The sequence below is a fragment of the Methylobacillus rhizosphaerae genome (assembly GCF_900187985.1).
Classification (GTDB): Bacteria; Pseudomonadota; Gammaproteobacteria; order Burkholderiales; family Methylophilaceae; genus Methylobacillus; species Methylobacillus rhizosphaerae.
Genome location: NZ_FZOA01000001.1, coordinates 415,812 through 438,179 on the forward strand (window position 1 = coordinate 415,812; position 22,368 = coordinate 438,179).

Sequence of the window (22,368 nt, forward strand, 5' to 3'; positions counted from 1 at the left end):
AGACTGGATTTGTCCTGAAATGACCGGGATTCTGCTGATCATGCGACATATGGCTGGCTTTCAATCTGAGGCGAAATATGGAAGAATTACATCAAATTATAGAGGTATGTTGTCATGATAGATCGGGATGGATATCGCCCGAATGTGGGGATTATTTTATGTAATGCCCGCAATCAGGTGTTTTGGGGTAAGCGCATCCGCGAGCACTCTTGGCAGTTCCCGCAAGGCGGGATCAAATATGGCGAAAGCCCGGAACAGGCCATGTACCGCGAACTGATGGAAGAGGTTGGCTTACGTCCTGAGCATGTCAAGATTCTGGGGCGTACCCGGGACTGGTTGCGCTATGATGTGCCTACCAACTGGATCAGGCGTGAATGGCGTGGCAGTTACAAAGGGCAGAAGCAGATATGGTTCCTGCTCAGGTTGGTCGGGCGCGATAGTGATGTGTCACTTCGGGCCAGCACTCATCCAGAATTCGATGCCTGGCGCTGGAGTGATTACTGGGTGGCCATGGACTCTGTCATTGAGTTCAAGCGCGAAGTATATCGCCTGGCGCTGAAAGAACTTTCTTCCCATATGACGCATCATCAACAGCGGTTACGCCCAACGCTTGACAAGATGAATCGCACAGCGCGCTGATTGCATCACGGTAAACAATGTAATCCTGGCCTCAACTTGGGGGGATGTTTACCGTGACCAATTCCTGGCTATGCTGCCTACAGCCAAGCTAGCTCGGTTGTTTCCGGGCCATGGCTTCCCCTAGCCTGACCGGGCGGGCAGGCTGCCAGTCTGGTTGGAATTCCAGTTGGAATTCAGCCGGGTATAACAGCACCACTGTGGAACCCAGCAGGAAGCGCCCCATCTCATCTCCCTGTTTTAATTGACGCTTGTACTTGCGGTAATCCCAGGTACGGATGCTGCCAGGACGTGGCGGATTGATCAGGCCGTGCCATACTGTTGCCATACTGCCTACGATGGTGGCTCCCACTAATACCAAGGCAAATTTCCCATCAGTATTCTCGAACTCGCATATGACACGTTCATTGCGCGCAAATAAGCCGGGAATATGCTGGGCAGTCACAGGGTTGACGGAAAACAGTTCACCAGGCACGTAGGTCATCGACAGCAGCTGACCGTCACAGGGCATATGAATACGATGATAATCACGCGGGCTGAGGTAGATGGTGGCAAATTGGCCATTTTCGTAAGTCTGGGCCATTTCCGCGTTGCCACCCAGCAATGCGCGAGTGGAGTATTGGTGGCCTTTGGCCTGGAAAATCTGGTTTTGTTCAATACGACCGACTTGGCTGATAGCACCATCTACCGGGCAGACTTGTGCTGCCTGTGCCAGAGGGCGAATGCCGGGTTTCAGGGCACGAGTGAAGAATTCATTGAATGTGGCATAACTGGTAATGTCAGGGTTGGCAGCTTCCAGCATATTGACCTGATAGCGTTTGACGAACCAGCGAATGACTGCTGTTGTGAACTTGCCTGCACGCAGGTGGGCAAATTTACCAGCGAGGGCAGTCAGGCCTGTGCGTGGCAACAGATATTGTAGAAGGACAGAGCAAGGTTTCAACACAACAGTAGCCTCAAGAATGGTAAGCGGAAAGCAAAAGAGGCGGGGTGGGTACCCTGCCTCTTTATTATACTGATGGTAAGTCTATCAGTATTATTTCTTGGATTGAGATTTGAACTCGATCAATTGCCTAGAACCCTTAGTTCTTGGATTGATCTACCAGCTTGTTCTTGGCAATCCAAGGCATCATGGCGCGCAGTTGACCACCAACTTGCTCAATTGGGTGAGCAGCGTTCAGGCGACGGCGTGCAGTCATGGATGGGTAGTTGGTGCGGCCTTCCAGGATGAATTGCTTGGCGTAGTCGCCGTTCTGGATGTTGGTCAGGCATTCCTTCATCGCAGCACGGGCTTGATCAGCAATCACGCGTGGGCCGGTGACATATTCGCCGTATTCCGCGTTGTTGGAGATGGAATAATTCATGTTAGCGATGCCGCCTTCGTACATGAGATCCACGATCAGCTTGAGTTCGTGCAGACACTCGAAGTAGGCCATTTCAGGTGCGTAACCAGCTTCGACCAGAGTTTCGAAGCCAGCTTTGACCAGCTCGACTGCGCCACCACAGAGCACAGCCTGTTCGCCGAACAAGTCAGTTTCAGTTTCTTCGCGGAAATTGGTTTCGATCACGCCACCCTTGGTGCCGCCGTTGGCTGCAGCGTAGGAAAGCGCAATGTCCTTGGCTTTGCCGGAGGCATCCTGGTAAACCGCGATCAGGGACGGCACGCCGCCACCCTTGAGGTATTCGGAGCGCACGGTGTGGCCTGGGCCCTTGGGAGCGATCATGATGACGTCCAGATCCTTGCTCGGCACGATCTGGTTGTAATGCACGTTGAAACCGTGGGCAAACGCCAGCGCAGCACCCTTCTTCAGGTTGGGTTCGATTTCTGCGTGATAGATTTCCGCCATAGTTTCGTCTGGCAGCAATACCATGACGACATCGGCGCCAGTCACGGCATCCTTGATTTCCTTCACGTCATGACCAGCGTTCACAGCCTTGGCAAAGGAGCTGCCGTCCTTGCGTGCACCGATCGTGACGCTGACGCCGGAATCCTTCAGGTTCTGTGCGTGAGCATGGCCCTGGGAACCGTAACCAACGATGGTTACTTTCAGCTTTTTGATCAGGGAGAGGTCTGCGTCCTTGTCGTAATAGACTTTCATTTTTTACCTTTCAATACAAATGGATTCTGCCGCCCAGTGTGATGGGCGGCTTTGAGTGTTTAAAGTTTGAGTATTCTGTCACCACGGCCTATGCCGGAAGCTCCGGTACGCACGGTTTCCAGAATGGCGGCCTTGTCCAGTGCTTCCAGGAAGGCATCCAGCTTGGAACCGGAGCCGGTCAGTTCGATGGTGTAGCTGCCATCTGCTACATCGATAATGCGTCCGCGGAAAATGTCGCACATACGCTTCATTTCATCCCGGAATGATCCGGTAGCTTTTACCTTCACCAACATCAGCTCACGTTCGATAAAACGGCCATCGTTGAGGTCCAGTACCTTGACCACATCAATCAGCTTGTTGAGCTGCTTGATGATCTGCTCGATCACTTCGTCCGATCCGGAGGTGACGATGGTCATGCGTGACAACGTGGCATCTTCAGTGGGCGCCACGGTCAGGGATTCAATATTGTATGCACGGGCGGAAAACAGGCCGGCCACGCGGGAAAGGGCGCCGGCTTCGTTTTCCATCAATATGGAGATGATATGTTTCATGCTTGGTTCTTCTTACAGGTCTTCAGCCAGGATGATTTCGGATAACCCCTTGCCATTTGGCACCATGGGGAACACGTTTTCGCTCTGATCGGTGATGAAGTTCATGAAGACGAACCTGTCGGTGAGGTTGAATGCCTCGGTCAAGGCACCTTCAACATCAGCAGGGTTTTCGATGTTCATGCCGACATGGCCATAGGACTCTGCCAGTTTGACGAAGTCTGGCAGGCTGTCCATATAGGACTCTGAGTAACGATTTTCATAGAAGAACTGCTGCCATTGGCGCACCATGCCCAGATAGCGGTTATTGAGCAGTATCACCTTGATTGGCAGGTGGAACTGCTTGCAGGTGGACAGTTCCTGGATATTCATCTGGATACTGCCTTCGCCGGTGACACAGGCCACCTTGGCCTTGGGGTCGGCGAACTGCACGCCCATGGCATAAGGCAGGCCAACACCCATGGTACCCAGGCCACCAGAGTTGATCCAGCGACGCGGCTTGTCGAATTTGTAATATTGCGCAGCCCACATCTGGTGCTGGCCTACGTCAGACGTGACATAAGCGTCACCTTTGGTGACTTCCCACAGTTTCTCAATGACGTATTGTGGCTTGATGATGTCGCTATTGCGGTTGTAGGAGAGGCAGTTGCGTCCACGCCACTCCTCAATCTGCGTCCACCATGCCTTGAGGGCGGCGGTATCGGGAGTGCGGTTTTCCGCATCCAGCAACTCGTTCATCTCGGAGAGCACGGACTGTACATGGCCGACGATGGGTACATCCACCTTAACGCGTTTGGAGATGGAAGAGGGATCCACATCAATATGAATGATGGTGCGATCCTTGTTGTAGAAATGCTGCGGATTACCGATGACACGGTCATCAAAGCGCGCACCCACGGCAATCAGCACATCACAGTGCTGCATTGCCATGTTGGCTTCCAGTGTGCCATGCATGCCGAGCATGCCGACAAACTGCTTGTCCGTTGCCGGGTAGCCACCTAGACCCATCAGGGTGTTGGTCACCGGGAAACCCAGCCTGTGGGCCAGTTTGACCAGCTGATCGGCCGCATCTCCCAAAACCACGCCGCCACCGGTGTAGAGCATGGGGCGTTTGGCTTCAAGCATCAGCTTGATGGCTTTCTTGATCTGACCTGAATGTCCCTTGAGGATAGGAGTATAGGAGCGTAACTCGACAGTTTCCGGATATTCAAAATGTCCCAGGTGCGCAGTAATGTCCTTGGGAATATCAACGACAACAGGGCCGGGGCGTCCGGTTGCAGCAATGAAGAAGGCTTTCTTGATTGTCGGTGCAATGTCTTTTACATCCTTGACCAGGAAATTGTGTTTCACACAAGGGCGTGAAATGCCGATCATATCGACTTCCTGGAAGGCATCAAGGCCGATCTGGGGTGTCGGGGCCTGACCGCTGATAATGACCATGGGGATGGAGTCCATGTGCGCGGTTGCGATACCGGTAATGGCGTTGGTTGCGCCAGGGCCAGATGTCACCAGTGCAACGCCGACTTCACCTGTGGCGCGAGAATAGGCGTCTGCCGCATGCACAGCAGCTTGCTCATGTCGGACAAGAATATGCTTGAACTTGTCCTGTTTGAATATTTCATCATAGATGTTGAGCACCGCGCCACCAGGATAGCCAAAAACGTACTGGACGTTTTCTTCCTGCAGGCAACGAATGACGATTTCTGCGCCAGATAATTCCATAGAAATTGCTTGTTATGCCGAGAATTTGGGAAACTTAGAACACTAACGGTTTGTGTTGATTTGGTCAAGGTAAAATCACTGAAAACCGCTTTAAGCCGGTGATTTTTAAGTGGCTGGGATGGAGAGCGCAGTTTTTTTGTTTACGGTGATTCAGTCTGAAAACGCATAGAAAGATCCAGTGCGTGTATATGCTTGGTCAGGCTGCCGATGGAAATGCGGTCAACACCGGTCATGGCAATTTCTCGTACATTATTGAGATCAATGCCGCCGGAGGCTTCCAGTACGGCACGTTGACGATTGATATGGACGGCTTCCTGCAGTTGGGTGGTGCTGAAATTATCCAGCAGGATCAGGGTCGCATCGGCGTCAAGTGCGTTTTGCAGCTGCTCCAGGGTTTCCACTTCGATCTGAATCGGGACATTGGCATTCAGGGCGCGCGCATTATTCAGCGCAGCTTGGATGCTACCTGCCGCAGCAATATGGTTTTCCTTGATCAGGATGCCATCATAAAGCCCGATGCGCTGATTGATGCCGCCGCCGGCAAGCACTGCATATTTCTGGGCCAGTCTGAGGCCGGGCAATGTTTTTCGAGTATCCAGGATGCTGGCACGAGTGCCGGCAACTTCCTTGACGTATCGATGGGTCAGACTTGCTGTTGCAGACAGGGTCTGCAGAAAGTTGAGCGCGCAGCGCTCAGCGGTGAGCAGCGCGCGGGCTGTTCCATAGAGTTTGCACAGTACGGCGCCAGCCTGGATTTCATCGCCTTCGGCTACTTGCCAGTCAAGCTGGATTTCCGGGGAAATCTGGTGAAATACCTGGGTTGCCCAGGGGATGCCGCAAATGACCGCGTCCTCGCGACTGATGATCGTGGCGCGGGCATATTGCCCGGCAGGTACCAGTTGTGCTGTGACATCGCCATTTCCCAGGTCCTCATCCAGAGCGCGGGCAACATCTGCGTGAATGGTGGAGGATAATGTATTGGCGAGAGCGGATAATGTAGCGTTCATGATTTACATTATAATGATTTTTCCGCATTCAACGTTGTCTCCAGAGATGAAACTCCTCTATTCCAATACCAGTCCCTATGCGCGCAAAGTGCGTATCGTCGCAGCTGAGAAACACATTGAGGTGACCATGGTGCCGGTTGTGCTTGCAGACCCGGACTGCCCGGTCAATGACTATAATCCTCTGGGGAAGATCCCTGTGTTGATCCTGGCGGATGATGATAGCCTCTATGATTCACGCGTGATTGTGGAATATCTGGATAACCGCACGCCTTTGGCGCATCTGATTCCTCAGGAACATAGTGCCAGGGTCTGGGTGCGGCGCTGGGAAGCATTGGCTGATGGCGTATGTGATGCTGCGATTGCTGCGGTCATGGAAGGGCGGCGCCCCGAAGCTATGCAGGACCCGGCCATCATTGCCAAGCAGATGGGTAAGGTGGAACGGGGTTTGCAAACCCTGAATGATGATCTGGGCAAGAATAAATGGTGCGTCAATAACACCTTCAGTCTGGCGGATATTGCCTTGGGTTGTGTACTGGGTTATCTGGAGCTACGCTATCAGCAATTAGGCTGGAGGGAGCAATATCCGAATCTGGCGCGGCATTATGCAGATATGTCCAAGCGGCCTTCGTTCAGGCAGACCGCGCCCGTCGTTCAATGATGATGGCGGACAAGTCTGCCGCCATCAGGTCATAGTGCTGAAGTGATAATCCCCCCGCCCAGGCAGACATTGCTCTCATAAACAACGACAGACTGACCGGTAGTAATGGCCCATTGTTTGTGGCCAAAGCGAATCTCGGCTGAATCCTGGTCAAGCCTGTCAATTTCGCATGGGGCATCAGGTTGGCGGTAGCGTGTCTTGGCAGCATAAACCCAATGCGTTTTCGGATCTTCGCCGGAAATCCAGTGCAAATTGCTGGCTGTCAGGCCGTCATTGAGCAGCAGCGGATGGTCGTGGCCTTGCACGACGGTCAGGATATTGTTTGCCATATCTTTTCCTGCGACAAACCAGGGTTCGCCGTTGCTGTCACGTGATCCGCCGATACCCAGTCCCTGGCGCTGCCCCATGGTGTAATACATCAAGCCATTATGCTGGCCGACTACTTTGCCTTCTGGTGTCTGGATTTCTCCCGGCGTGCGCGGCAGGTAGCGGCTGAGAAACTCCTGGAAAGGACGTTCGCCGATAAAACAGATGCCAGTTGAATCTTTCTTCTCACTGGTCGGCAGGCCGGCACGGCGGGCAATATCACGGATTTCACGCTTGAGGAGATGGCCAAGCGGGAAGAGGGTTTTTGATAATTGGGCCTGATTGAGGCGATGCAGGAAGTAACTCTGGTCCTTAGTACCATCATCGGCTTTCATTAACTGGAACAGGCCATTTTTTTCGCGTACCTGTGCATAATGGCCTGTGGCCATCAGGTCGCCACCCAGAGCCATGGCATGATCGAGGAAGGCCTTGAACTTGATTTCCGAGTTGCAGAGGATGTCTGGATTGGGCGTGCGGCCTGCGCTGTATTCTTCGAGAAAATTGGCAAAGACGCGCTCTTTGTATTCCTTGCTGAAATTGACAGCTTCAATTTCGATGCCGAGCTTATCGGCAACGGCAACGGCATCAATCAGGTCCTGCTTGGCGGGACAATACTCGTCTGTATCATCATCTTCCCAGTTTTTCATGAACAGGCCCGTGACTTCATAACCTTGTTCTTGAAGCAAGAGGGCTGCGACTGATGAGTCAACACCTCCGGACATGCCAACGATGACTTTTTTCTTCATGATGCGTGATCTATCAAATATTGATTCTATAAATGCGTAATGACATTCAGGGGGAAATGCTGCCCTGCCAGGTAATGCTCCACACAAGCAAGCACTTGCGGGCTACGGTGCTGCGGCTGACAGGCGCGAATTTCATCTGCGGTGAGCCAGAGTGCGCGGATGATCCCATCATCCAGTGCCTGTTCCGCCTGATGCTGGTCTGCCTGGCCAATAAAGGCAAAGCGTACATAAGTCATATCCTTGGACGGGTGGCGCCAATGATAAACACCCAGCAGCTTGTGCGGGGTGAAGCGATATGCCGTTTCCTCACGTGTTTCACGTATCACGGCCTCGAGTAGGGTTTCACCATCTTCCACATGGCCTGCAGGTTGGTTGAGACGAATGCCATCTGCTGTTTCTTCTTCCACCATAAGAAAACGGCCATCTTGTTCAATGATGGCAGCAACAGTGGTATGTGGTTTCCAGATCATGGGGTGGTTCATCAAGGTGGCAGGTGTGCAGGCTGAATAACGTAAGTGCGTAATTTTACAGTGAGATTGATGCCGGGGCCAGTCTATGCGATACGGAGCGTCATTCTTCCTGATTGTTGCGCATGCAGACAATCAGGTAGTATCGGCGTCCAGTCCAGTCAATCCCATGATAAAGGTCTTAGTGATATGTCACCACGTATTTATCTTGCATCGCGTTCTCCCAGGCGGGCGGAGTTGTTGCAGCAAATCGGTGTGGAGTTTGTGGTTTTGCCTTCCGATATAGACGAGTCTGTATATAATGCTGAAGCTGCAGCAGATTATGTATTGCGGCTGGCGCGGGAAAAAGCCAAGGTCTGTGCCGGCAGGCTGACTGACATTGATATGCCTGTGCTGGCAGCAGATACGACGGTATGTCTGGATGGCTGTATCCTGGGGAAGCCGGAAAATGATGCTGATGCTTATTCCATGCTGGCTACTTTGTCCGGGAGCTGGCATGAGGTACATACGGCGATTGCGCTTGCAAGTGACCGTGGAGTGGAGGTGTCACTTTCAACGACTCGAGTCAAGATGGCAAGCCTGGGCCATGATGTGATTGCAGCCTATGTTGCCAGCGGGGAACCGCGAGACAAGGCAGGGGCTTATGGCATACAAGGTCTGGGCGGCACATTGATTGAACGTATTGAGGGGAGTTATTCCGGGGTGATGGGGCTGCCTTTGTTTGAAACGGCTGTCTTATTGCGGAATTATGGGTTTGCGATTCCTGGCGCATCACGCTGAAAAGAATCCGGTAGATTGAAATGATGTCATGAGTGAAGAAATCTTAATCAATGTAACACCGCAGGAAACGCGGGTTGCCATTGTCGAACAGGGGATACTGCAGGAGTTGCATGTTGAACGTGCTACTTCGCTGGGTCTGGTGGGGAATATTTATCGTGGCAAGGTATGCCGCGTCCTGCCTGGCATGCAGTCCGCATTTGTCGAAATCGGTTTGCAACGGGCTGCTTTCCTGCATGTGGCCGATATTCTTGAGTGTTGCAGTCCTGAAAAGGAAAAGGCGATTCAGGAAGTGCTGCACGAAGGGCAGCCGGTGATGGTGCAGGTGATCAAAGAGCCTATCGGCACTAAGGGCGCCCGCCTGACTACACAAATCAGCATTGCAGGACGTTTTCTTGTCTATTTGCCCCAGCAGCAGCATATCGGCGTATCGCAACGTATTGAGGATGAAGCGGAGCGCGAAATGTTGCGTGAGCGACTCCTGCGCTTGTTGCCTGAAAACCGCCAGGGTGGCTATATCATCCGCACCATGTCTGAGGCCGCAACCGATGAGGAGTTACTGGCCGATATTGAATACCTGCAGAAGGTCTGGAGTAATATACAGGCAGCTAGTCACGGAGCGGCAGATCGATCACTGGTGTTCCAGGACCTGGATCTGCCAATGCGCATATTGCGGGATGTGGTGAGTGATGAGACTGAACGTATTCTGGTCGATTCGCGAGAAACCTATCAAAAACTGCAGGATTTTGCCAGCCATTATGCAGTGGGCGCGGTCAAGTTGATTGAACATTATCAAGGCGGACGGCCTTTGTTTGATATGTATAACGTCGAGCATGAAATCAATAAAGCCATGTCGCGTAAGGTGGAGCTGAAATCGGGGGGATACCTGATTTTTGACCAGACCGAGGCATTGACCACTGTTGATGTCAACACTGGCGGCTTCGTCAGCGGGCGCAGTCTTTCTGACACGATATTCAAGACTAATCTAGAAGCCGCACAATGTATTGCGCGGCAGCTGCGGGTACGTAACCTTGGCGGCATCATCATCATTGACTTCATTGATATGGATGAAGAAGAACAGCAAAGTGCCGTGCTTGCCGAGCTTAAAAAGGCCGTGTTCAGAGACAGGGCGCGCACTGGTGTTAATGGGTTCTCAACACTAGGATTGGTTGAAATGACGCGCAAGCGAACCCGGGAGAGCTTGGCGCACCTGTTATGTGAGCCGTGTGGGTATTGCAAGGGGCGCGGCGAAGTCAGGACGGCCCAGACCATATGCTATGACATTTTTCGTGAGCTGTTACGCAATGCAAAACAGTTTACTGCCAAGGAGTTCAGGATATTGGCCTCTACCAAGGTGATAGATATGCTGCTGGATGAAGAATCGCAAAGCTTGGCCAACCTGTCCGATTTTATCGGAAAGCCGATAGCTTTGCAGGCTGAAACACATTATGCCCAGGAAACATATGACATCGTGCTGATGTAGTGTTCTGGAGGGAAGGATAAAAAAAACCGGCAGTTGCCGGTTTTTTATTGTTTTAAAAAAGCCTCAACAGTTGTTGCTCCATCGGTGTGATCACCATAATCAACAACAGCTGCGCCACAATGAATACGACCAGTGGCGTGAGATCAAAGCCACCTGCTGCCGGAATGCGGTTGCGTAGCGGGCGTATGAGTGGTCGCGTCAAGGCGTCAAGCACTGGCGTGACGATGGTGTAAGGGTTGATCCAGCTCAGGATGGCTTGCAGCAATACAGCATAGAGGAAAATATAAATACTCAGCTTGAGCAGGCCGACAAAAGCGAGCCCTGCCAGTGCAATCCAGATGGAGTTGCCGGCAACCAGTAGGGGAAAATCGCGTATCCACAGTGAGCCGATTTGCAGCAGGAGTTGGGCAATGAACGCCAGTAGCAGCGTGGATGCATCCAGGCCGGCAATGCCTGGAATGATACGCCGGACGGGTTTGACAACAAAGTTGGTAACGGCGATGACGGCCTGGGATACTGGGTTCTGAAACGGTGCACGGGTAAGTTGCAGGTAGAAGCGCAATAACAAGGCCAGGGTAAACAGCCCCAGCAGGGTATGCAGCAAGAACTGCAAGGCATTCTCTATCATGCGGACTCCGGAGGTTGTGGTGATACAGACATGCTTAATCCTTTGCTAATTGTTCGCCCAGTTCATGCGCGCGGGTTGCTGCAGCATGTGCGGCTTGGATAATGGATTGCTTGATAGTGGCTTGCTCCATGGACTGGATGGCACTGGCTGTTGTGCCTCCCTTGGAAGTGACCTGGGCGCGCAGTTCTGCCGCTGGCGATGCACTCTGACTTGCCAGTTGGCTTGCGCCAAGAAAAGTCTGTAGGCTGAGGACACGAGCCTGTTCCTGATCGAACCCCAACTCAAGCGCAGCCTGTTCCAGTGCTTCAATAAAATAGAACACATAGGCAGGACCACTGCCGGAAATGGCGGTGACCGCATCGATCTTGCTTTCATCATCCACCCACAAGGTGCTGCCGACAGCAGATAGCAGCAGGTTGGCCTGCTCACGCTGTTCGATGCTGACGCCTTCTGCAGCATAGAGGCCAGAAATGCCAGCCTGAATCTGCGCTGGCGTATTGGGCATGACCCGTACAATAGCGTTGTAGCCATTTAGCCAGCGGCTGAGCGCCTGGCAGCTGATACCGGCTGCGATGGAAATAATCAACTGTTCATTGAGAAAACTGGCAAGGAATATCGAGATATCACGTAATTGCTGTGGCTTGACCGCCAGCACAATGATGTCTGCATCGACCACGCTGGGCAAATGTTCTGTCGTTTGTACGCCAAACTCATCTTCCAGTTGGAGACGTTTTGCAGCATCAAGCTCAACGACATTGATTTCTGCCCTGCTTAAAGCTGTTTTCTTGAGCCCGCTGATAATGGCGCGAGCCATGTTGCCACCGCCGATAAAGCTGATTTTCATGGTATTTATTCTACTGTGGATTTGATTCTCGGCCCAAAAATTGCAGAGCCGACTCTGACTATTGTCGCACCCTCAAGTATGGCTGCGGGAAAATCTTCTGACATGCCCATGGACAATGTGTCCAAGGCATAGCCCTGTGCCAGCAGTTGGTTGTAAATCTGGCGCACGGCGTGAAACTGTGCCTGTTGTTGCATAGGATCGGTAGTTGGAGCCGGGATGGTCATCAGGCCTCGCAATTGCAAGCGGGGTAATTGCTGAATGTATGCAGCCAGGGCCATGACGTCCTGTATGGCGATACCACTTTTGCTGGTTTCCTCACTGATATTGACTTGGATACAGACCTGCAGCCTGGGTAGCTCCATACTGCGGGCAGCATTCAACCTGTCCGCAATTTTGCTGCGATCGACACTGTGCACCCAATCAAAATGCCGGGCAATGGGCTGGGTTTTATTGCTCTGGATCGGGCCGATGAAATGCCATTCTATGTCGAGCTCCTGAAGCTCCTGCTGCTTGTCGAGTGCTTCCTGCAGGTAGTTTTCGCCAAACTTGCGTTGCCCGGCTGCATATACCTTGCGCAATTCACTGGCGGTATGCGCCTTGCTGACTGCCAGCAGGTGTACGGAGCCCGGGGTTCTTCCAGCAGCAAGTGCTGCTGTTTCAATCCGGGATCTGACCGCTTGCCAGCGCTCGCCAATTGTGTCCATAATTCATGCAGCTTTCGTGATTGCAACCATACTTTGGCATTGAGGTGCCCAAGACGAAAATTATAGCAGGAGCCTCTGCTTGGATATTATAGAGTTGCTGGTATTTTCAGTTAAGAGTCAGGCGTCAGACTTGCATATCTCTGCCGGCATGCCGCCATGGATACGGGTGCAAGGAGAGGCAAAGCAGCTGGATATGCCGGTGCTGGAACAGCAGGTTGTATACCAGATGGTAGACAGCATTATGAATGCTGAGCAGCGTGCACGATATGCGGAGCTGTTAGAGTGCGATTTTGCTTTCGATGTGCCTGGCCTGGCACGTTTCCGAGTCAACATATTCACCCAGTATCGTGGAGCAGGAGCGGTTTTCCGCAGGATACCTGCCCACATACCGACCATGGAGCAATTAGGCTGCCCTGTAATACTGCGCGAGATTGTGCAGGAGACACGAGGCCTGGTTCTGGTGACAGGCCCGACAGGTAGCGGAAAATCCACCACGCTTGCTGCCATGGTGGATTGCATCAATGAAAATATTGCAGGACATATCCTGACCATCGAGGATCCTGTCGAATTTGTGCATAGATCAAAGAAATGCCTGATCAACCAGCGTGAGATCGGATTACATACTCTCTCTTTTGCCAATGCGCTGCGCTCTGCCTTGCGGGAAGACCCGGATGTGATCCTGGTCGGCGAGATGCGCGATCCTGAGACCATCCGGCTGGCATTGTCGGCCGCTGAAACCGGCCATCTGGTATTGGGGACATTGCATACCAGCTCTGCCGCCAAAACCATGGATCGTATCGTAGATGTATTCCCGGCGGTGGAGAAGGACATGGTGCGTGCCATGCTCTCTGAATCATTGCGTGCAGTGATCTCACAAACTCTGTGCAAAACGGCGGATGGGCACAGTCGTGTGGCTGCGTATGAAGTCATGGTAGCCACCCCAGCGATCCGGAACCTGATTCGCGAAAACAAGGTGGCGCAGATGTATTCTGTCATCCAGACCGGGCAGGGGCAGGGTATGCAGACATTGGATCAGCACCTGCACGACCTGTTGCGCAGAGGCATCATTTCCCTCGCGGAAGCCAGGGCCAATGCAGCGAATAAAGAGTTTTTCTCCAGCGCATAAGTATGCTTGGTCGTTAAGCGCTCTCCGCAGGCTTGAGAAATCTCGGTATAGTGGGCGCTTCCAGTCTTAACTATTTAAATATATAAGAATGATGAGAGTTGAATATGCTTGAATGGATTACAGGTCCTGAAGCCTGGATTGCACTTGCCACATTGACTGCCCTGGAAATTGTCCTGGGAATAGACAATATTATTTTTATTTCCATCCTGGTTGGCCGTTTGCCCGAGAAGCAGCGGGCTTTTGCCAGAAGGGTGGGCCTGAGCCTGGCCATGGTTGCCCGCCTGGCACTGCTGTTTTCTATCTCATGGGTCATGGGTTTGACCAAACCATGGATTGAGATTGCAGGTCTGTCAATTTCAGGGCGAGACCTGATACTAATTGGCGGAGGACTGTTCCTGTTGGCCAAGGCTACACATGAAATCCACAACAGCCTGGAAGGTGAAGGTGAGCATCATGATGCCAATGTGGCCGTCACCAGCGTAGGCATGGTGCTGGTACAGATTGCGTTGCTGGATATCGTGTTTTCCCTGGATTCGGTCATTACTGCCGTAGGGTTGGCGGATCATGTGAGCGTCATGGCCGCCGCTATCATTATCGCTGTGGGCGTGATGCTGTTCGCTGCCAAGTCCATTGGTGACTTCGTGGACAATCATCCCACAATCAAGATTCTGGCGTTGTCATTCCTGATTCTTGTCGGCGTTACGCTGATGGTCGAAGGGTTTGATGTCCATGTGCCCAAAGGCTATATCTACTTTGCCATGGCATTCTCTGTGGCTGTGGAAATGCTCAATATCCGCATGCGTCGGCGGGTGAGTGAACGAAAGCCTGTGAAGTTGCGCAAGAGGCCCTTGCAATAAGCGATATGGGTGTTGCGTGACCCGTCCGCTGGAACGGATCACGCATTTGTTACTCAGCTACTGTAAACAACCTGGCCATTGACCAGTGTGTAGCGTACCTTGCCTGCCAGCTCCATGCCGGAAAATGGCGTGTTCTTGCCCTGACTCAATAGATTGGCAGGTTCAATTTTCCAGTATTGCTGAGGGTCGAAGATACAAATATCGGCCGAGGCATTGAGGCCAAGATGTCCTTGGGCAATACCCAGAGTAGTAGCGGGTGCGATGGTGATACGCGTCAGTGCATCCAGCAATGGGATATTCAGTTCGTTTGCCCATTTGAGGGTCAGTGGCAGCAGCAGCTCCAGACCGGTTGCGCCCGCCTCTGCTTCTCCAAATGGCATAAGTTTTGCGTCTTCGTCTACCGGGCTGTGGTTGGAACATACGAGATCTATAGTCCCATTAAGCAGTGCCTGACGTAGTGCATCACGATCCCGTTGAGTACGTAGCGGAGGGCGGAGATGGCAATTGGTATCAAAAAAGCCGATATCGTGTTCTGTCAGGTGTAGATGATTGGCGCTGACGTCACATGTGACCTCAAGTCCTTTTTGTTTGGCTTCCTTGACCATGGCAACACCTTCTGCACTGGAAAGGCGGCAGATATGTACTTTGGCGCCGGTTTCACTGGCGATATGCAGAATGGTGGCAAGCGCTAAAGTTTCTGCTGCGACCGGAATGGTTTTCAGACCAAGGCGGGTAGCTACTTCACCATCGTGGGCAACACCATCACGGGCCAGGTAGGGCTCCTGTGGGCGTAACCACACGGTAAAGCCGAATGTGGCTGCATATTGCATGGCACGCCATAGTACCTGGGTATCGGTAATGGAGTTGTCCGATTGCGTGAAGCCCACACAGCCGGCGTCTGTCAGCTCATTCATTTCCGTAATTTGTTTGCCGGCCAGTTGCAGTGTGAGCGCCCCCAAGGGATAAACATTGCTCAGTTGTTGTTGCTTGGTGCGATGCTTGAGCATTTCCACAAGCCCGGATTCATCCAGTACCGGATCCGTGTCAGGCTGGCAGGCAAGACTGGTGACGCCGCCTGCCACAGCAGCGCGCAATTCACTTTTGAGCGAAGCCTTGTATTCATTGCCAGGTTCGCGCAGGCGGACAGCAACGTCCACCAGGCCCGGGCACACTACCAATCCGGTGGCATCAATGACCTGGTCGGCAACGAAGCCGTCTGGTGCATGACCTGTTCCTGCAATTTTTCCTTCGGAAACAAAAACATCCTGTATGGCGTCGATATTGTGTTTCGGATCGACTAGGCGACCTTGCTTGATATGAATGTTCATTCGGAGTTCCCTGCGAGAATGCTCATGACTGCCATACGTACTGCAATACCATAAGTGACCTGAGGCAGAATGACGGATTGTCCGCCGTCTGCAACCACAGAATCAATTTCCACGCCACGGTTCATGGGGCCTGGATGCATGACGATGGCATCCGGCTTGGCAAGCGCCAGTTTCTCTGGAGTCAGACCGTAGCATTTGAAATACTCCTGTGCGCTTGGCAACAGGGCGCCATTCATGCGTTCATTCTGCAGACGCAGCATCATGACAACATCCACATCTTTCAAGCCTTCATTCATGTCGTGATAGACCTGTACTCCCAGTTTCTCGACATGTTGGGGTAACAAGGTTTTGGGAGCAATGACACGCACTTCGGGGACGCCCAGAGTGGTGAGGGCGTGAATTTCAGAACGTGCCACGCGCGAGTGCAAGACATCGCCAATGATGGCAACGCGCAGATTGTGCATGTCAGGCTTGTAGCGACGGATGGTGAAGACATCCAGCAGGCCCTGGGTTGGATGGGCGTGACGACCATCACCGGCATTGATGACATGGATATGTGGTGCGACGTGCCTGGCGATGAAATGGGCTGCGCCGGATTCCGCATGGCGTACGACAAACATATCGGCATGCATGGCCGTCAGGTTGTTTACGGTATCCAGGATGGTTTCACCCTTGGATTGTGAGGAAGTACTCACATTGAGTGTGATGACGTCGGCAGAGAGGCGTTTTGCCGCAATCTCAAATGTGGTGCGCGTGCGTGTGCTGTTCTCGAAGAAGATGTTGCACACGGTTTTCCCGCGTAGCAGAGGCACTTTCTTGACTTCGCGTTCTGCAACGCCAACAAATGATTCCGCAGTATCCAGTATCTGATTCAGGATGGCACGCGGCAACCCTTCGGTGGTCAGCAGGTGCTGGAGTTTGCCCTCCTTGGTGAGTTGGGGATTATGCATCAGGCATTTGCCTCCAGGCTGAAGTGGAGCAGGTTGTTGTCATCACGCGATAATTGTAGCTTCTGTTCAAAAGGTAATTCCAGCTGGATGGCTGCCACTTGCGGACAAATCGGCAACTCCCGTCCACCACGGTCAACCAGAACCGCAAGTGTAATGCTCGCTGGCCTACCGTAATCAAATAACTCATTCATGGCGGCACGAATGGTACGGCCAGTATAAAACACATCATCCAGCAAGATGATATGCCTGTTTTCGACGTCAAATGAAATTTGTGATGGGCGCGTTTCTGTATGCAGGCCGCGTTGATGATAATCATCCCGGTAAAAGGAGCTATCCAGAGTGCCGAAAACGAGAGAGCAATCGGGATGTGCCTGCTGCAACAAAGGGAGCAGGCGCTCAGCAATCCATGCACCGCCACTATGGATACCAATGATGGCTGTTTGTGGCTGGATCAGAGGCGTGAGTTTCTGTTCCAGCCGGCTGAGCAGTACTTCTGCATTTGGAATTTGTGGGTTGGTCGTCATGAGGCTAGTCCATCAAAATAAGATTGCAGGATATGCTGCGCTGCCACTTGATCCAGCATGGGTTTCTGCTTGCGCCCTGTAATGCCGGTTTGTCGCAATGCCTGACTGGCCTCTGCAGAACTGAGACGTTCATCCACCAGGTGGACTGGTAAATTGAAGCGTCCTTCAAGCCTGCGGGAAAACTTGCGGCATAGCAGGGTCAATGCATGCTCATCGCCATTGAGGTAGCTGGGCAAGCCTACGACCAGTGCTACCGGCTGCCATTCTGCAATAAGCGTAGCGATAGCGGCAAAGCGTTTGTCATTGGCCTCTTCATCAATTGTGATCAATGGATGTGCAATACCCAGAAGATGCTCTCCTACCGCGATGCCGATACGTTTTTCACCAAAATCAAAACCCAGAACACAACCAAGAGGCTGGTGTCCGGGTGTTGTCTCAGGCATGACCTGCTTCCTCGGATAACCGGACAAAATCCAGCCCCAGCAAGGCCATTGTCGCCTGTACTTTGTCTTGAGCCGGCAAGTCAAACAGTAAATGGTCGCGTTGCTCCGGAGTGGCTTCTATAGTCAGCCAGGCATTTTGAGCGATTTCCTGTTCCAGCTGGCCCGCTGACCAGCCTGCATAACCCAGGCTGATAAGAAAATTGGTCGGGGCGCGCCCCTCTGCAATGGCCTGCAGGATATCCTTTGACGTGGTAAGACCGGTGCCGTTACCAAGATCCAACGTGGAATCCCACTCTGCCAATGGCTGGTGCAGCACAAATCCCCGATCTTGTTGCACTGGCCCACCAAAATATATCGGTTGGTCTATCAAGTCAGTTGTCAATGGCATATTCAATTGTGTGAATAATGCCTGCAAATCCATGTCAAAAGGGCGATTAATGACAATGCCGACGGCACCATCTTCATTATGTTCCCAGATGAAAGTCACGGACTTGGCGAAGTGAGGGTCAGTCATTGCCGGCATGGCAACCAGAAACTGACCAGTGAGATTAACATTTTCCACGTGATGCTTGTCTTCAAAGAATGCTGACCTTGGCGTGGTCAGGGTGTTTCAACATAGCCGGTAATTTCCAGGCCAAACCCAACAATGCTAGGCATCTTCCTGGGGGCTGCCAGCAGTTTCATTTTCTTTACTCCCAAGTCCAATAGGATCTGGGAGCCTATACCGTAGTTGCGCAAGTCCTGGCGTAAACGAACGGGCTCATCAGCAAACTTAATGCGCTCAACCAAATCAGCAGCATCTTCCCCATTATGGAGTAATACAACAACACCGGCAGGCGATTCCTGAATTTTTTTCATGGCCTGCAACGTGTTCCATGAATGTGAGCGGCTACTTTCGTCAATTAGGTCAAATACCGATAATGGCTCATGTACACGTACTAGTACCTCCTGATCTGGTGTGATATTGCCTTTTACCAGCGCCAGGTGGGTTTCCTTGGCAATCATGTCGGCGTAAGCAATCAGGCGCATCGGGCCATAGGGTGTGGTGACATCGCGCTCAGCCGCGCGTTTGACCAGGCATTCGTTTTCATTACGATATTGAATAAGGTCGGCAATCGTGCCGATTTTGAGATTGTGCTGTGTTGCGAACTCAATGAGGTCAGGTAGGCGGGCCATGTTGCCATCTTCTTTCAGTATCTCGCAGATGACGGAAGCGGGCGTGAGGCCCGCCAAGGCTGCAAGATCACACCCTGCTTCAGTATGGCCGGCGCGTACCAGGACGCCGCCATTTTGTGCGGCTACCGGGAAAATATGCCCAGGACTGACGATATCTGCAGGTTTCGCATTCGGGGCGACTGCGGCTTGTATGGTTCTGGCCCGGTCTCCAGCAGAAATACCTGTGGTAACGCCAACAGCGGCCTCAATGGATGCGGTGAAATTAGTACCCATACCACTGCCATTTTTTTGCACCATGGCCGCAAGGTCGAGTTGGAGGCAACGCTCCTCGGTGACGGTCAGACAGATCAGGCCGCGACCATGCTTGGCCATGAAATTGATATGCTCAGCAGTGGTGAATTGGGCTGCCAGCACAAGGTCGCCCTCGTTTTCCCGGTCTTCTTCGTCAACGAGGATGACCATGCGACCTTGGCGTATTTCTTCGATTATTTCTGTGGTGGGGCTAATCATGAATGCACAAATTAAATGTATCAAGTATCAGGCAGGAGTGTCTGCCCATTGTGTCATACGGTCTACATAACGGGCAATCAGGTCAACCTCGAGGTTGACACGACTGCCAGTCCCTAGGTGTTTCAATGTGGTGACTTCCACCGTGTGGGGAATAAGGTTGACACTAAAGTCATCACCATCAACGCTGTTGACTGTCAGGCTGACACCGTCGATGGTGACAGAACCTTTGATCGCGATATAGCGCGACAAGGCATGAGGAGCACGCACTGTCAGCAACATGCTCTCCCCGACAGGTTCAAAGCGTATGACCTGGCCTACGCCATCTACATGTCCACTGACCAGGTGGCCTCCCAAGCGGTCTGAAAGACGTAGTGCTTTTTCGAGGTTGATCGGGCGCAGGCTGTCCAGTCCCACGGTGCAGGATAATGTTTCCTTCGAGACGTCAGCTTCAAACTCGCGAGGGCCGAGCCTGATGGCCGTCAGGCAGACACCGTTGACGGCGATGCTGTCGCCAATGGCAACGTCCTGTAGATCAAGATTGCCTGTATCTATGATGAGTGTGACGTCGTCGTCATGACGAGTGATGGTCTGGATATGGCCTTGAGCCTGAATGATGCCGGTAAACATGAGTTGAATTCTAGCAGACGTCATGCTGGGTTTGGAGGATTTTTGTTCGGGAGCTAAGTGGTTGTGTTGGATGATTCAATCGGAGAGTTGTCTGTATGCAATTCGCGAGTCACCCCATCATGGTTGATGCTGTATTGCATGGTAATACGGTAAATTTTTCCATATGGTGTGTTTCACAGGCTTTCACGCTAGAATGCGGCATGGATTTTTTCAGACATTTACCTTTTGAGTTGTTTGTTGGTTTCCGCTACACGCGCGCCAAGAGACACAATCACTTCATTTCCTTTATTTCCCTGACCAGCATGGTCGGTATCGGGCTGGGTGTTGCGGCACTGATTATTGTGCTGTCTGTCATGAATGGTTTTCAGAATGAACTGCGCAACCGCATTCTGGGTGTTGCGGCGCATCTGCAGATTACTGGTCCGGACAATAATCTGAAAGACTGGAAAAAGTTGGTGATGCAAGTGGATGGTGCGCCACATGTCCAGGCCGGCGCGCCTTACATCATGGCGCAAGGGATGTTGTCTTACGGGCAGTCGGTGCAGGGGGCGATTATTCGCGGCGTGTTACCGGATGCCGAGGACAAGGTGGCAGAGCTGGGGTCACATATGCGCTCGGGCAGCCTGACTGACCTTCAGCCCGGGGAGTTTGGCGTGGTGCTGGGAGCGGAACTTGCCCAGGCGCTGGGTGTGGTACTGGGTGACAAGGTAGTGCTGATGGCGCCACAGGGGCAATTCACGCCAACGGGTGTGGTGCCACGCATCAAGCAGTTCAAGGTGGTTGGAGTGTTTGAGATCGGCATGTATGAATACGATTCTGGTTTGGCTCTAGTCCATATCGAGGATGCTGCCAAACTGTACCGGATGGGGGATAGTGTGTCTGGTGTGCGTCTCAAGCTTGACGATTTGTTCGATGCACCTGGCGTAGCACGTCAATTGGGACAGCACCTGATGGGGAAGGGGAATTACTACATTACTGACTGGACGCAGCAGCACGCCAACTTCTTTCGCGCGATCCAGATGGAGAAGCGCGTGATGTTCATCATCCTGGCATTGATTGTAGCTGTGGCTGCATTCAATATTGTATCGACGCTGGTTATGGCGGTAACAGACAAGCGCGCGGATATTGCCATCATGCGGACGTTTGGTGCCAGCCCGAGCAGTATCATGCAGATTTTTATCGTGCAGGGTGCGCTGATCGGTGTGATTGGCACCGTCGTCGGCGCCTGTTTTGGGGTGTTGATCGCGTTGAATATTGATGTCATTGTGCCCTTTATTGAGCATACGCTAGGCGTACAGTTCCTGGCCAAGGATGTGTATTACATCAGTGATCTGCCATCCAAATTATTGTGGTCGGATGTGACCGTGATTGTGGTGCTGTCATTTATATTGAGCCTGCTGGCGACGCTTTACCCAAGCTGGCGAGCTGCCAGAATCAATCCGGCGGAGGCTTTGCGGTATGAGTAATGCAACGATACTGCAGTGTACTGACCTGCAAAAAACCTATACTGGGCTTGATGTTGCTGTATTAAATGGCATCAGTCTGCAAGTCGAGGCTGGTGAGCAAATTGCCATTGTGGGCACATCGGGGTCTGGTAAGAGTACCCTGTTGCACTTGCTGGGCGGCCTTGATGAACCAAGTGCGGGCAGCGTTAGTGTCATGGACAAGCCCCTGCAGCGTCTGAGCGAGGCGCAGAGAGGGGCATTGCGTAATCAGGCACTGGGGTTTGTTTATCAATTTCATCACTTGTTGCCTGAGTTTACTGCTCTGGAAAATGTGGCATTGCCCTTGATGATTCGCCGTATCTCCCGGCACGAGGCCTTGATGCGGGCACAGGAAATGTTGACCAAGGTCGGCTTGGCACACAGATTGGATCATATGCCGGGAGAGCTCTCTGGGGGAGAGCGCCAGCGTGCGGCTGTGGCGCGGGCGCTGGTGACCGAGCCGCGCTGTGTGCTGGCGGATGAGCCTACGGGCAATCTTGATCGACATACTGCCAATGGTGTGTTTGACCTGTTGCTGGAGTTGAACCAGGAGCAGGCGGTCAGCCTTGTGGTAGTGACACATGATTTAGATCTGGCAGCCCGCATGCAGCGGCAATACCGCCTGCAAGATGGCAGGTTGATACCACTCTGATGGAGT

At 52.5% G+C, this 22,368-nt stretch carries 25 protein-coding genes; 8 read left to right on the plus strand and 17 right to left on the minus strand.

From position 1 onward, the window contains the following. The first annotated feature begins 114 nt into the window (after nucleotides 1-114). Nucleotides 115-639: an RNA pyrophosphohydrolase gene (locus CHB59_RS02050; RefSeq protein ID WP_089374547.1), complete on the plus strand. Its 525-nt coding sequence runs from the start codon at nucleotides 115-117 to the stop codon at nucleotides 637-639. A gap of 88 nt (nucleotides 640-727) precedes the next feature. Here the strand turns inward: CHB59_RS02050 and asd are convergent, their stop codons facing one another. From asd to nadC, 5 genes are all read right to left on the minus strand, one after another. Further along, nucleotides 728-1,582 carry an archaetidylserine decarboxylase gene (asd, locus tag CHB59_RS02055; protein ID WP_089374548.1) on the minus strand — a complete coding sequence of 285 codons (855 nt, stop codon included), beginning with the start codon at nucleotides 1,580-1,582 and terminating at the stop codon, nucleotides 728-730. Nucleotides 1,583-1,718: 136 nt separating this feature from the next. Continuing rightward, on the minus strand, nucleotides 1,719-2,735 hold the full coding sequence (gene ilvC / locus CHB59_RS02060) for a ketol-acid reductoisomerase (protein ID WP_089374549.1): 1,017 nt from the start codon (nucleotides 2,733-2,735) through the stop codon (nucleotides 1,719-1,721). A gap of 59 nt (nucleotides 2,736-2,794) precedes the next feature. Next, a complete protein-coding gene (ilvN, locus tag CHB59_RS02065; protein WP_089374550.1) occupies nucleotides 2,795-3,286 on the minus strand; it encodes an acetolactate synthase small subunit in 492 nt (163 codons plus the stop codon). A gap of 12 nt (nucleotides 3,287-3,298) precedes the next feature. After that, nucleotides 3,299-5,005 (minus strand): acetolactate synthase 3 catalytic subunit, encoded by a 1,707-nt coding sequence (locus tag CHB59_RS02070; protein WP_089374551.1) that lies wholly within the window; start codon nucleotides 5,003-5,005, stop codon nucleotides 3,299-3,301. 140 nt (nucleotides 5,006-5,145) lie between these two features. Then, complete coding sequence (gene nadC / locus CHB59_RS02075) at nucleotides 5,146-6,012, minus strand: carboxylating nicotinate-nucleotide diphosphorylase (protein ID WP_089374552.1); 867 nt, start codon at nucleotides 6,010-6,012, stop codon at nucleotides 5,146-5,148. A gap of 46 nt (nucleotides 6,013-6,058) precedes the next feature. On the opposite strand from nadC, the gene CHB59_RS02080 reads away from it, so the two are divergent. Next, nucleotides 6,059-6,670 carry a glutathione S-transferase family protein gene (locus CHB59_RS02080; protein WP_089374553.1) on the plus strand — a complete coding sequence of 204 codons (612 nt, stop codon included), beginning with the start codon at nucleotides 6,059-6,061 and terminating at the stop codon, nucleotides 6,668-6,670. A 29-nt stretch (nucleotides 6,671-6,699) separates the two neighbouring features. On the opposite strand, the gene mnmA is transcribed toward CHB59_RS02080, so the two are convergent. Continuing rightward, nucleotides 6,700-7,782 (minus strand): tRNA 2-thiouridine(34) synthase MnmA, encoded by a 1,083-nt coding sequence (gene mnmA / locus CHB59_RS02085; protein ID WP_179212034.1) that lies wholly within the window; start codon nucleotides 7,780-7,782, stop codon nucleotides 6,700-6,702. A 26-nt stretch (nucleotides 7,783-7,808) separates the two neighbouring features. Continuing rightward, on the minus strand, nucleotides 7,809-8,252 hold the full coding sequence (locus tag CHB59_RS02090) for an NUDIX hydrolase (protein WP_089374554.1): 444 nt from the start codon (nucleotides 8,250-8,252) through the stop codon (nucleotides 7,809-7,811). A gap of 186 nt (nucleotides 8,253-8,438) precedes the next feature. On the opposite strand from CHB59_RS02090, the gene CHB59_RS02095 reads away from it, so the two are divergent. Then, complete coding sequence (locus CHB59_RS02095; protein ID WP_089374555.1) at nucleotides 8,439-9,029, plus strand: Maf family protein; 591 nt, start codon at nucleotides 8,439-8,441, stop codon at nucleotides 9,027-9,029. Between the two features lie 28 nt (nucleotides 9,030-9,057). Continuing rightward, nucleotides 9,058-10,509 carry a ribonuclease G gene (gene rng / locus CHB59_RS02100; RefSeq protein ID WP_089374556.1) on the plus strand — a complete coding sequence of 484 codons (1,452 nt, stop codon included), beginning with the start codon at nucleotides 9,058-9,060 and terminating at the stop codon, nucleotides 10,507-10,509. Between the two features lie 52 nt (nucleotides 10,510-10,561). Here rng and CHB59_RS02105 read toward each other — a convergent pair whose 3' ends face one another. The 3 genes from CHB59_RS02105 to CHB59_RS02115 are packed head-to-tail and all read right to left on the minus strand — an operon-like array spanning nucleotide 10,562 to nucleotide 12,685. Beyond that, nucleotides 10,562-11,137, minus strand: coding sequence for a YggT family protein (locus tag CHB59_RS02105; RefSeq protein ID WP_089374557.1), 576 nt, complete (start codon nucleotides 11,135-11,137; stop codon nucleotides 10,562-10,564). 34 nt (nucleotides 11,138-11,171) lie between these two features. Beyond that, complete coding sequence (gene proC, locus CHB59_RS02110) at nucleotides 11,172-11,981, minus strand: pyrroline-5-carboxylate reductase (RefSeq protein ID WP_089374558.1); 810 nt, start codon at nucleotides 11,979-11,981, stop codon at nucleotides 11,172-11,174. Between the two features lie 5 nt (nucleotides 11,982-11,986). Next, on the minus strand, nucleotides 11,987-12,685 hold the full coding sequence (locus CHB59_RS02115) for a YggS family pyridoxal phosphate-dependent enzyme (RefSeq protein ID WP_089374559.1): 699 nt from the start codon (nucleotides 12,683-12,685) through the stop codon (nucleotides 11,987-11,989). 79 nt (nucleotides 12,686-12,764) lie between these two features. On the opposite strand from CHB59_RS02115, the gene CHB59_RS02120 reads away from it, so the two are divergent. Both CHB59_RS02120 and CHB59_RS02125 read left to right on the plus strand, forming a co-directional pair. Continuing rightward, nucleotides 12,765-13,811: a type IV pilus twitching motility protein PilT gene (locus CHB59_RS02120; RefSeq protein WP_089374560.1), complete on the plus strand. Its 1,047-nt coding sequence runs from the start codon at nucleotides 12,765-12,767 to the stop codon at nucleotides 13,809-13,811. Nucleotides 13,812-13,915: 104 nt separating this feature from the next. Beyond that, nucleotides 13,916-14,668, plus strand: coding sequence for a TerC family protein (locus CHB59_RS02125; RefSeq protein WP_089374561.1), 753 nt, complete (start codon nucleotides 13,916-13,918; stop codon nucleotides 14,666-14,668). A gap of 53 nt (nucleotides 14,669-14,721) precedes the next feature. Here the strand turns inward: CHB59_RS02125 and CHB59_RS02130 are convergent, their stop codons facing one another. From CHB59_RS02130 to CHB59_RS02160, 7 genes are read right to left on the minus strand one after another with little or no spacing between them, the layout of a single operon-like run. After that, the gene (locus CHB59_RS02130; RefSeq protein WP_089374562.1) at nucleotides 14,722-15,996 is read right to left on the minus strand and encodes a dihydroorotase; all 1,275 of its coding nucleotides are present in this window, start codon (nucleotides 15,994-15,996) and stop codon (nucleotides 14,722-14,724) included. Continuing rightward, nucleotides 15,993-16,946 carry an aspartate carbamoyltransferase catalytic subunit gene (locus tag CHB59_RS02135; protein WP_089374563.1) on the minus strand — a complete coding sequence of 318 codons (954 nt, stop codon included), beginning with the start codon at nucleotides 16,944-16,946 and terminating at the stop codon, nucleotides 15,993-15,995. The genes CHB59_RS02130 and CHB59_RS02135 overlap by 4 nt, the downstream gene beginning before the upstream one ends. Beyond that, nucleotides 16,946-17,470 (minus strand): bifunctional pyr operon transcriptional regulator/uracil phosphoribosyltransferase PyrR, encoded by a 525-nt coding sequence (pyrR, locus tag CHB59_RS02140; protein WP_089374564.1) that lies wholly within the window; start codon nucleotides 17,468-17,470, stop codon nucleotides 16,946-16,948. The genes CHB59_RS02135 and pyrR overlap by 1 nt, the downstream gene beginning before the upstream one ends. Next, entirely contained in the window at nucleotides 17,467-17,913 is a 447-nt protein-coding gene (gene ruvX / locus CHB59_RS02145; protein ID WP_089374565.1) for a Holliday junction resolvase RuvX, read from the minus strand. The genes pyrR and ruvX overlap by 4 nt, the downstream gene beginning before the upstream one ends. Continuing rightward, on the minus strand, nucleotides 17,906-18,475 hold the full coding sequence (locus tag CHB59_RS02150) for a YqgE/AlgH family protein (RefSeq protein WP_089374566.1): 570 nt from the start codon (nucleotides 18,473-18,475) through the stop codon (nucleotides 17,906-17,908). The genes ruvX and CHB59_RS02150 overlap by 8 nt, the downstream gene beginning before the upstream one ends. Before the next feature lie 38 nt (nucleotides 18,476-18,513). Beyond that, nucleotides 18,514-19,599 carry a bifunctional 3,4-dihydroxy-2-butanone-4-phosphate synthase/GTP cyclohydrolase II gene (ribBA, locus tag CHB59_RS02155; RefSeq protein ID WP_089374567.1) on the minus strand — a complete coding sequence of 362 codons (1,086 nt, stop codon included), beginning with the start codon at nucleotides 19,597-19,599 and terminating at the stop codon, nucleotides 18,514-18,516. Nucleotides 19,600-19,626: 27 nt separating this feature from the next. After that, complete coding sequence (locus tag CHB59_RS02160; RefSeq protein ID WP_089374568.1) at nucleotides 19,627-20,226, minus strand: riboflavin synthase; 600 nt, start codon at nucleotides 20,224-20,226, stop codon at nucleotides 19,627-19,629. A gap of 200 nt (nucleotides 20,227-20,426) precedes the next feature. On the opposite strand from CHB59_RS02160, the gene CHB59_RS02165 reads away from it, so the two are divergent. Next, on the plus strand, nucleotides 20,427-21,692 hold the full coding sequence (locus CHB59_RS02165) for a lipoprotein-releasing ABC transporter permease subunit (protein WP_089374622.1): 1,266 nt from the start codon (nucleotides 20,427-20,429) through the stop codon (nucleotides 21,690-21,692). Then, complete coding sequence (gene lolD / locus CHB59_RS02170) at nucleotides 21,685-22,362, plus strand: lipoprotein-releasing ABC transporter ATP-binding protein LolD (protein ID WP_089374569.1); 678 nt, start codon at nucleotides 21,685-21,687, stop codon at nucleotides 22,360-22,362. Before CHB59_RS02165 ends, lolD begins: the two co-directional genes overlap by 8 nt. Nucleotides 22,363-22,368 lie beyond the last annotated feature (6 nt).

What these genes read in the sequence shown, in the direction of transcription:
- rng (WP_089374556.1), top strand. Translation starts at nt 9,058, where the DNA reads ATGAGTGAAGAAATCTTAATCAATGTAACACCGCAGGAAACGCGGGTT.
- CHB59_RS02130 (WP_089374562.1), bottom strand. Translation starts at nt 15,996, where the DNA reads ATGAACATTCATATCAAGCAAGGTCGCCTAGTCGATCCGAAACACAAT.
- ilvN (WP_089374550.1), bottom strand. Translation starts at nt 3,286, where the DNA reads ATGAAACATATCATCTCCATATTGATGGAAAACGAAGCCGGCGCCCTT.
- CHB59_RS02135 (WP_089374563.1), bottom strand. Translation starts at nt 16,946, where the DNA reads ATGCATAATCCCCAACTCACCAAGGAGGGCAAACTCCAGCACCTGCTG.
- CHB59_RS02090 (WP_089374554.1), bottom strand. Translation starts at nt 8,252, where the DNA reads ATGATCTGGAAACCACATACCACTGTTGCTGCCATCATTGAACAAGAT.
- CHB59_RS02125 (WP_089374561.1), top strand. Translation starts at nt 13,916, where the DNA reads ATGCTTGAATGGATTACAGGTCCTGAAGCCTGGATTGCACTTGCCACA.
- pyrR (WP_089374564.1), bottom strand. Translation starts at nt 17,470, where the DNA reads ATGACGACCAACCCACAAATTCCAAATGCAGAAGTACTGCTCAGCCGG.
- CHB59_RS02050 (WP_089374547.1), top strand. Translation starts at nt 115, where the DNA reads ATGATAGATCGGGATGGATATCGCCCGAATGTGGGGATTATTTTATGT.
- CHB59_RS02070 (WP_089374551.1), bottom strand. Translation starts at nt 5,005, where the DNA reads ATGGAATTATCTGGCGCAGAAATCGTCATTCGTTGCCTGCAGGAAGAA.
- nadC (WP_089374552.1), bottom strand. Translation starts at nt 6,012, where the DNA reads ATGAACGCTACATTATCCGCTCTCGCCAATACATTATCCTCCACCATT.
- CHB59_RS02080 (WP_089374553.1), top strand. Translation starts at nt 6,059, where the DNA reads ATGAAACTCCTCTATTCCAATACCAGTCCCTATGCGCGCAAAGTGCGT.
- mnmA (WP_179212034.1), bottom strand. Translation starts at nt 7,782, where the DNA reads ATGAAGAAAAAAGTCATCGTTGGCATGTCCGGAGGTGTTGACTCATCA.
- ribBA (WP_089374567.1), bottom strand. Translation starts at nt 19,599, where the DNA reads ATGATTAGCCCCACCACAGAAATAATCGAAGAAATACGCCAAGGTCGC.
- CHB59_RS02115 (WP_089374559.1), bottom strand. Translation starts at nt 12,685, where the DNA reads ATGGACACAATTGGCGAGCGCTGGCAAGCGGTCAGATCCCGGATTGAA.
- ruvX (WP_089374565.1), bottom strand. Translation starts at nt 17,913, where the DNA reads ATGCCTGAGACAACACCCGGACACCAGCCTCTTGGTTGTGTTCTGGGT.
- proC (WP_089374558.1), bottom strand. Translation starts at nt 11,981, where the DNA reads ATGAAAATCAGCTTTATCGGCGGTGGCAACATGGCTCGCGCCATTATC.
- CHB59_RS02165 (WP_089374622.1), top strand. Translation starts at nt 20,427, where the DNA reads ATGGATTTTTTCAGACATTTACCTTTTGAGTTGTTTGTTGGTTTCCGC.
- CHB59_RS02160 (WP_089374568.1), bottom strand. Translation starts at nt 20,226, where the DNA reads ATGTTTACCGGCATCATTCAGGCTCAAGGCCATATCCAGACCATCACT.
- CHB59_RS02095 (WP_089374555.1), top strand. Translation starts at nt 8,439, where the DNA reads ATGTCACCACGTATTTATCTTGCATCGCGTTCTCCCAGGCGGGCGGAG.
- ilvC (WP_089374549.1), bottom strand. Translation starts at nt 2,735, where the DNA reads ATGAAAGTCTATTACGACAAGGACGCAGACCTCTCCCTGATCAAAAAG.
- lolD (WP_089374569.1), top strand. Translation starts at nt 21,685, where the DNA reads ATGAGTAATGCAACGATACTGCAGTGTACTGACCTGCAAAAAACCTAT.
- CHB59_RS02105 (WP_089374557.1), bottom strand. Translation starts at nt 11,137, where the DNA reads ATGATAGAGAATGCCTTGCAGTTCTTGCTGCATACCCTGCTGGGGCTG.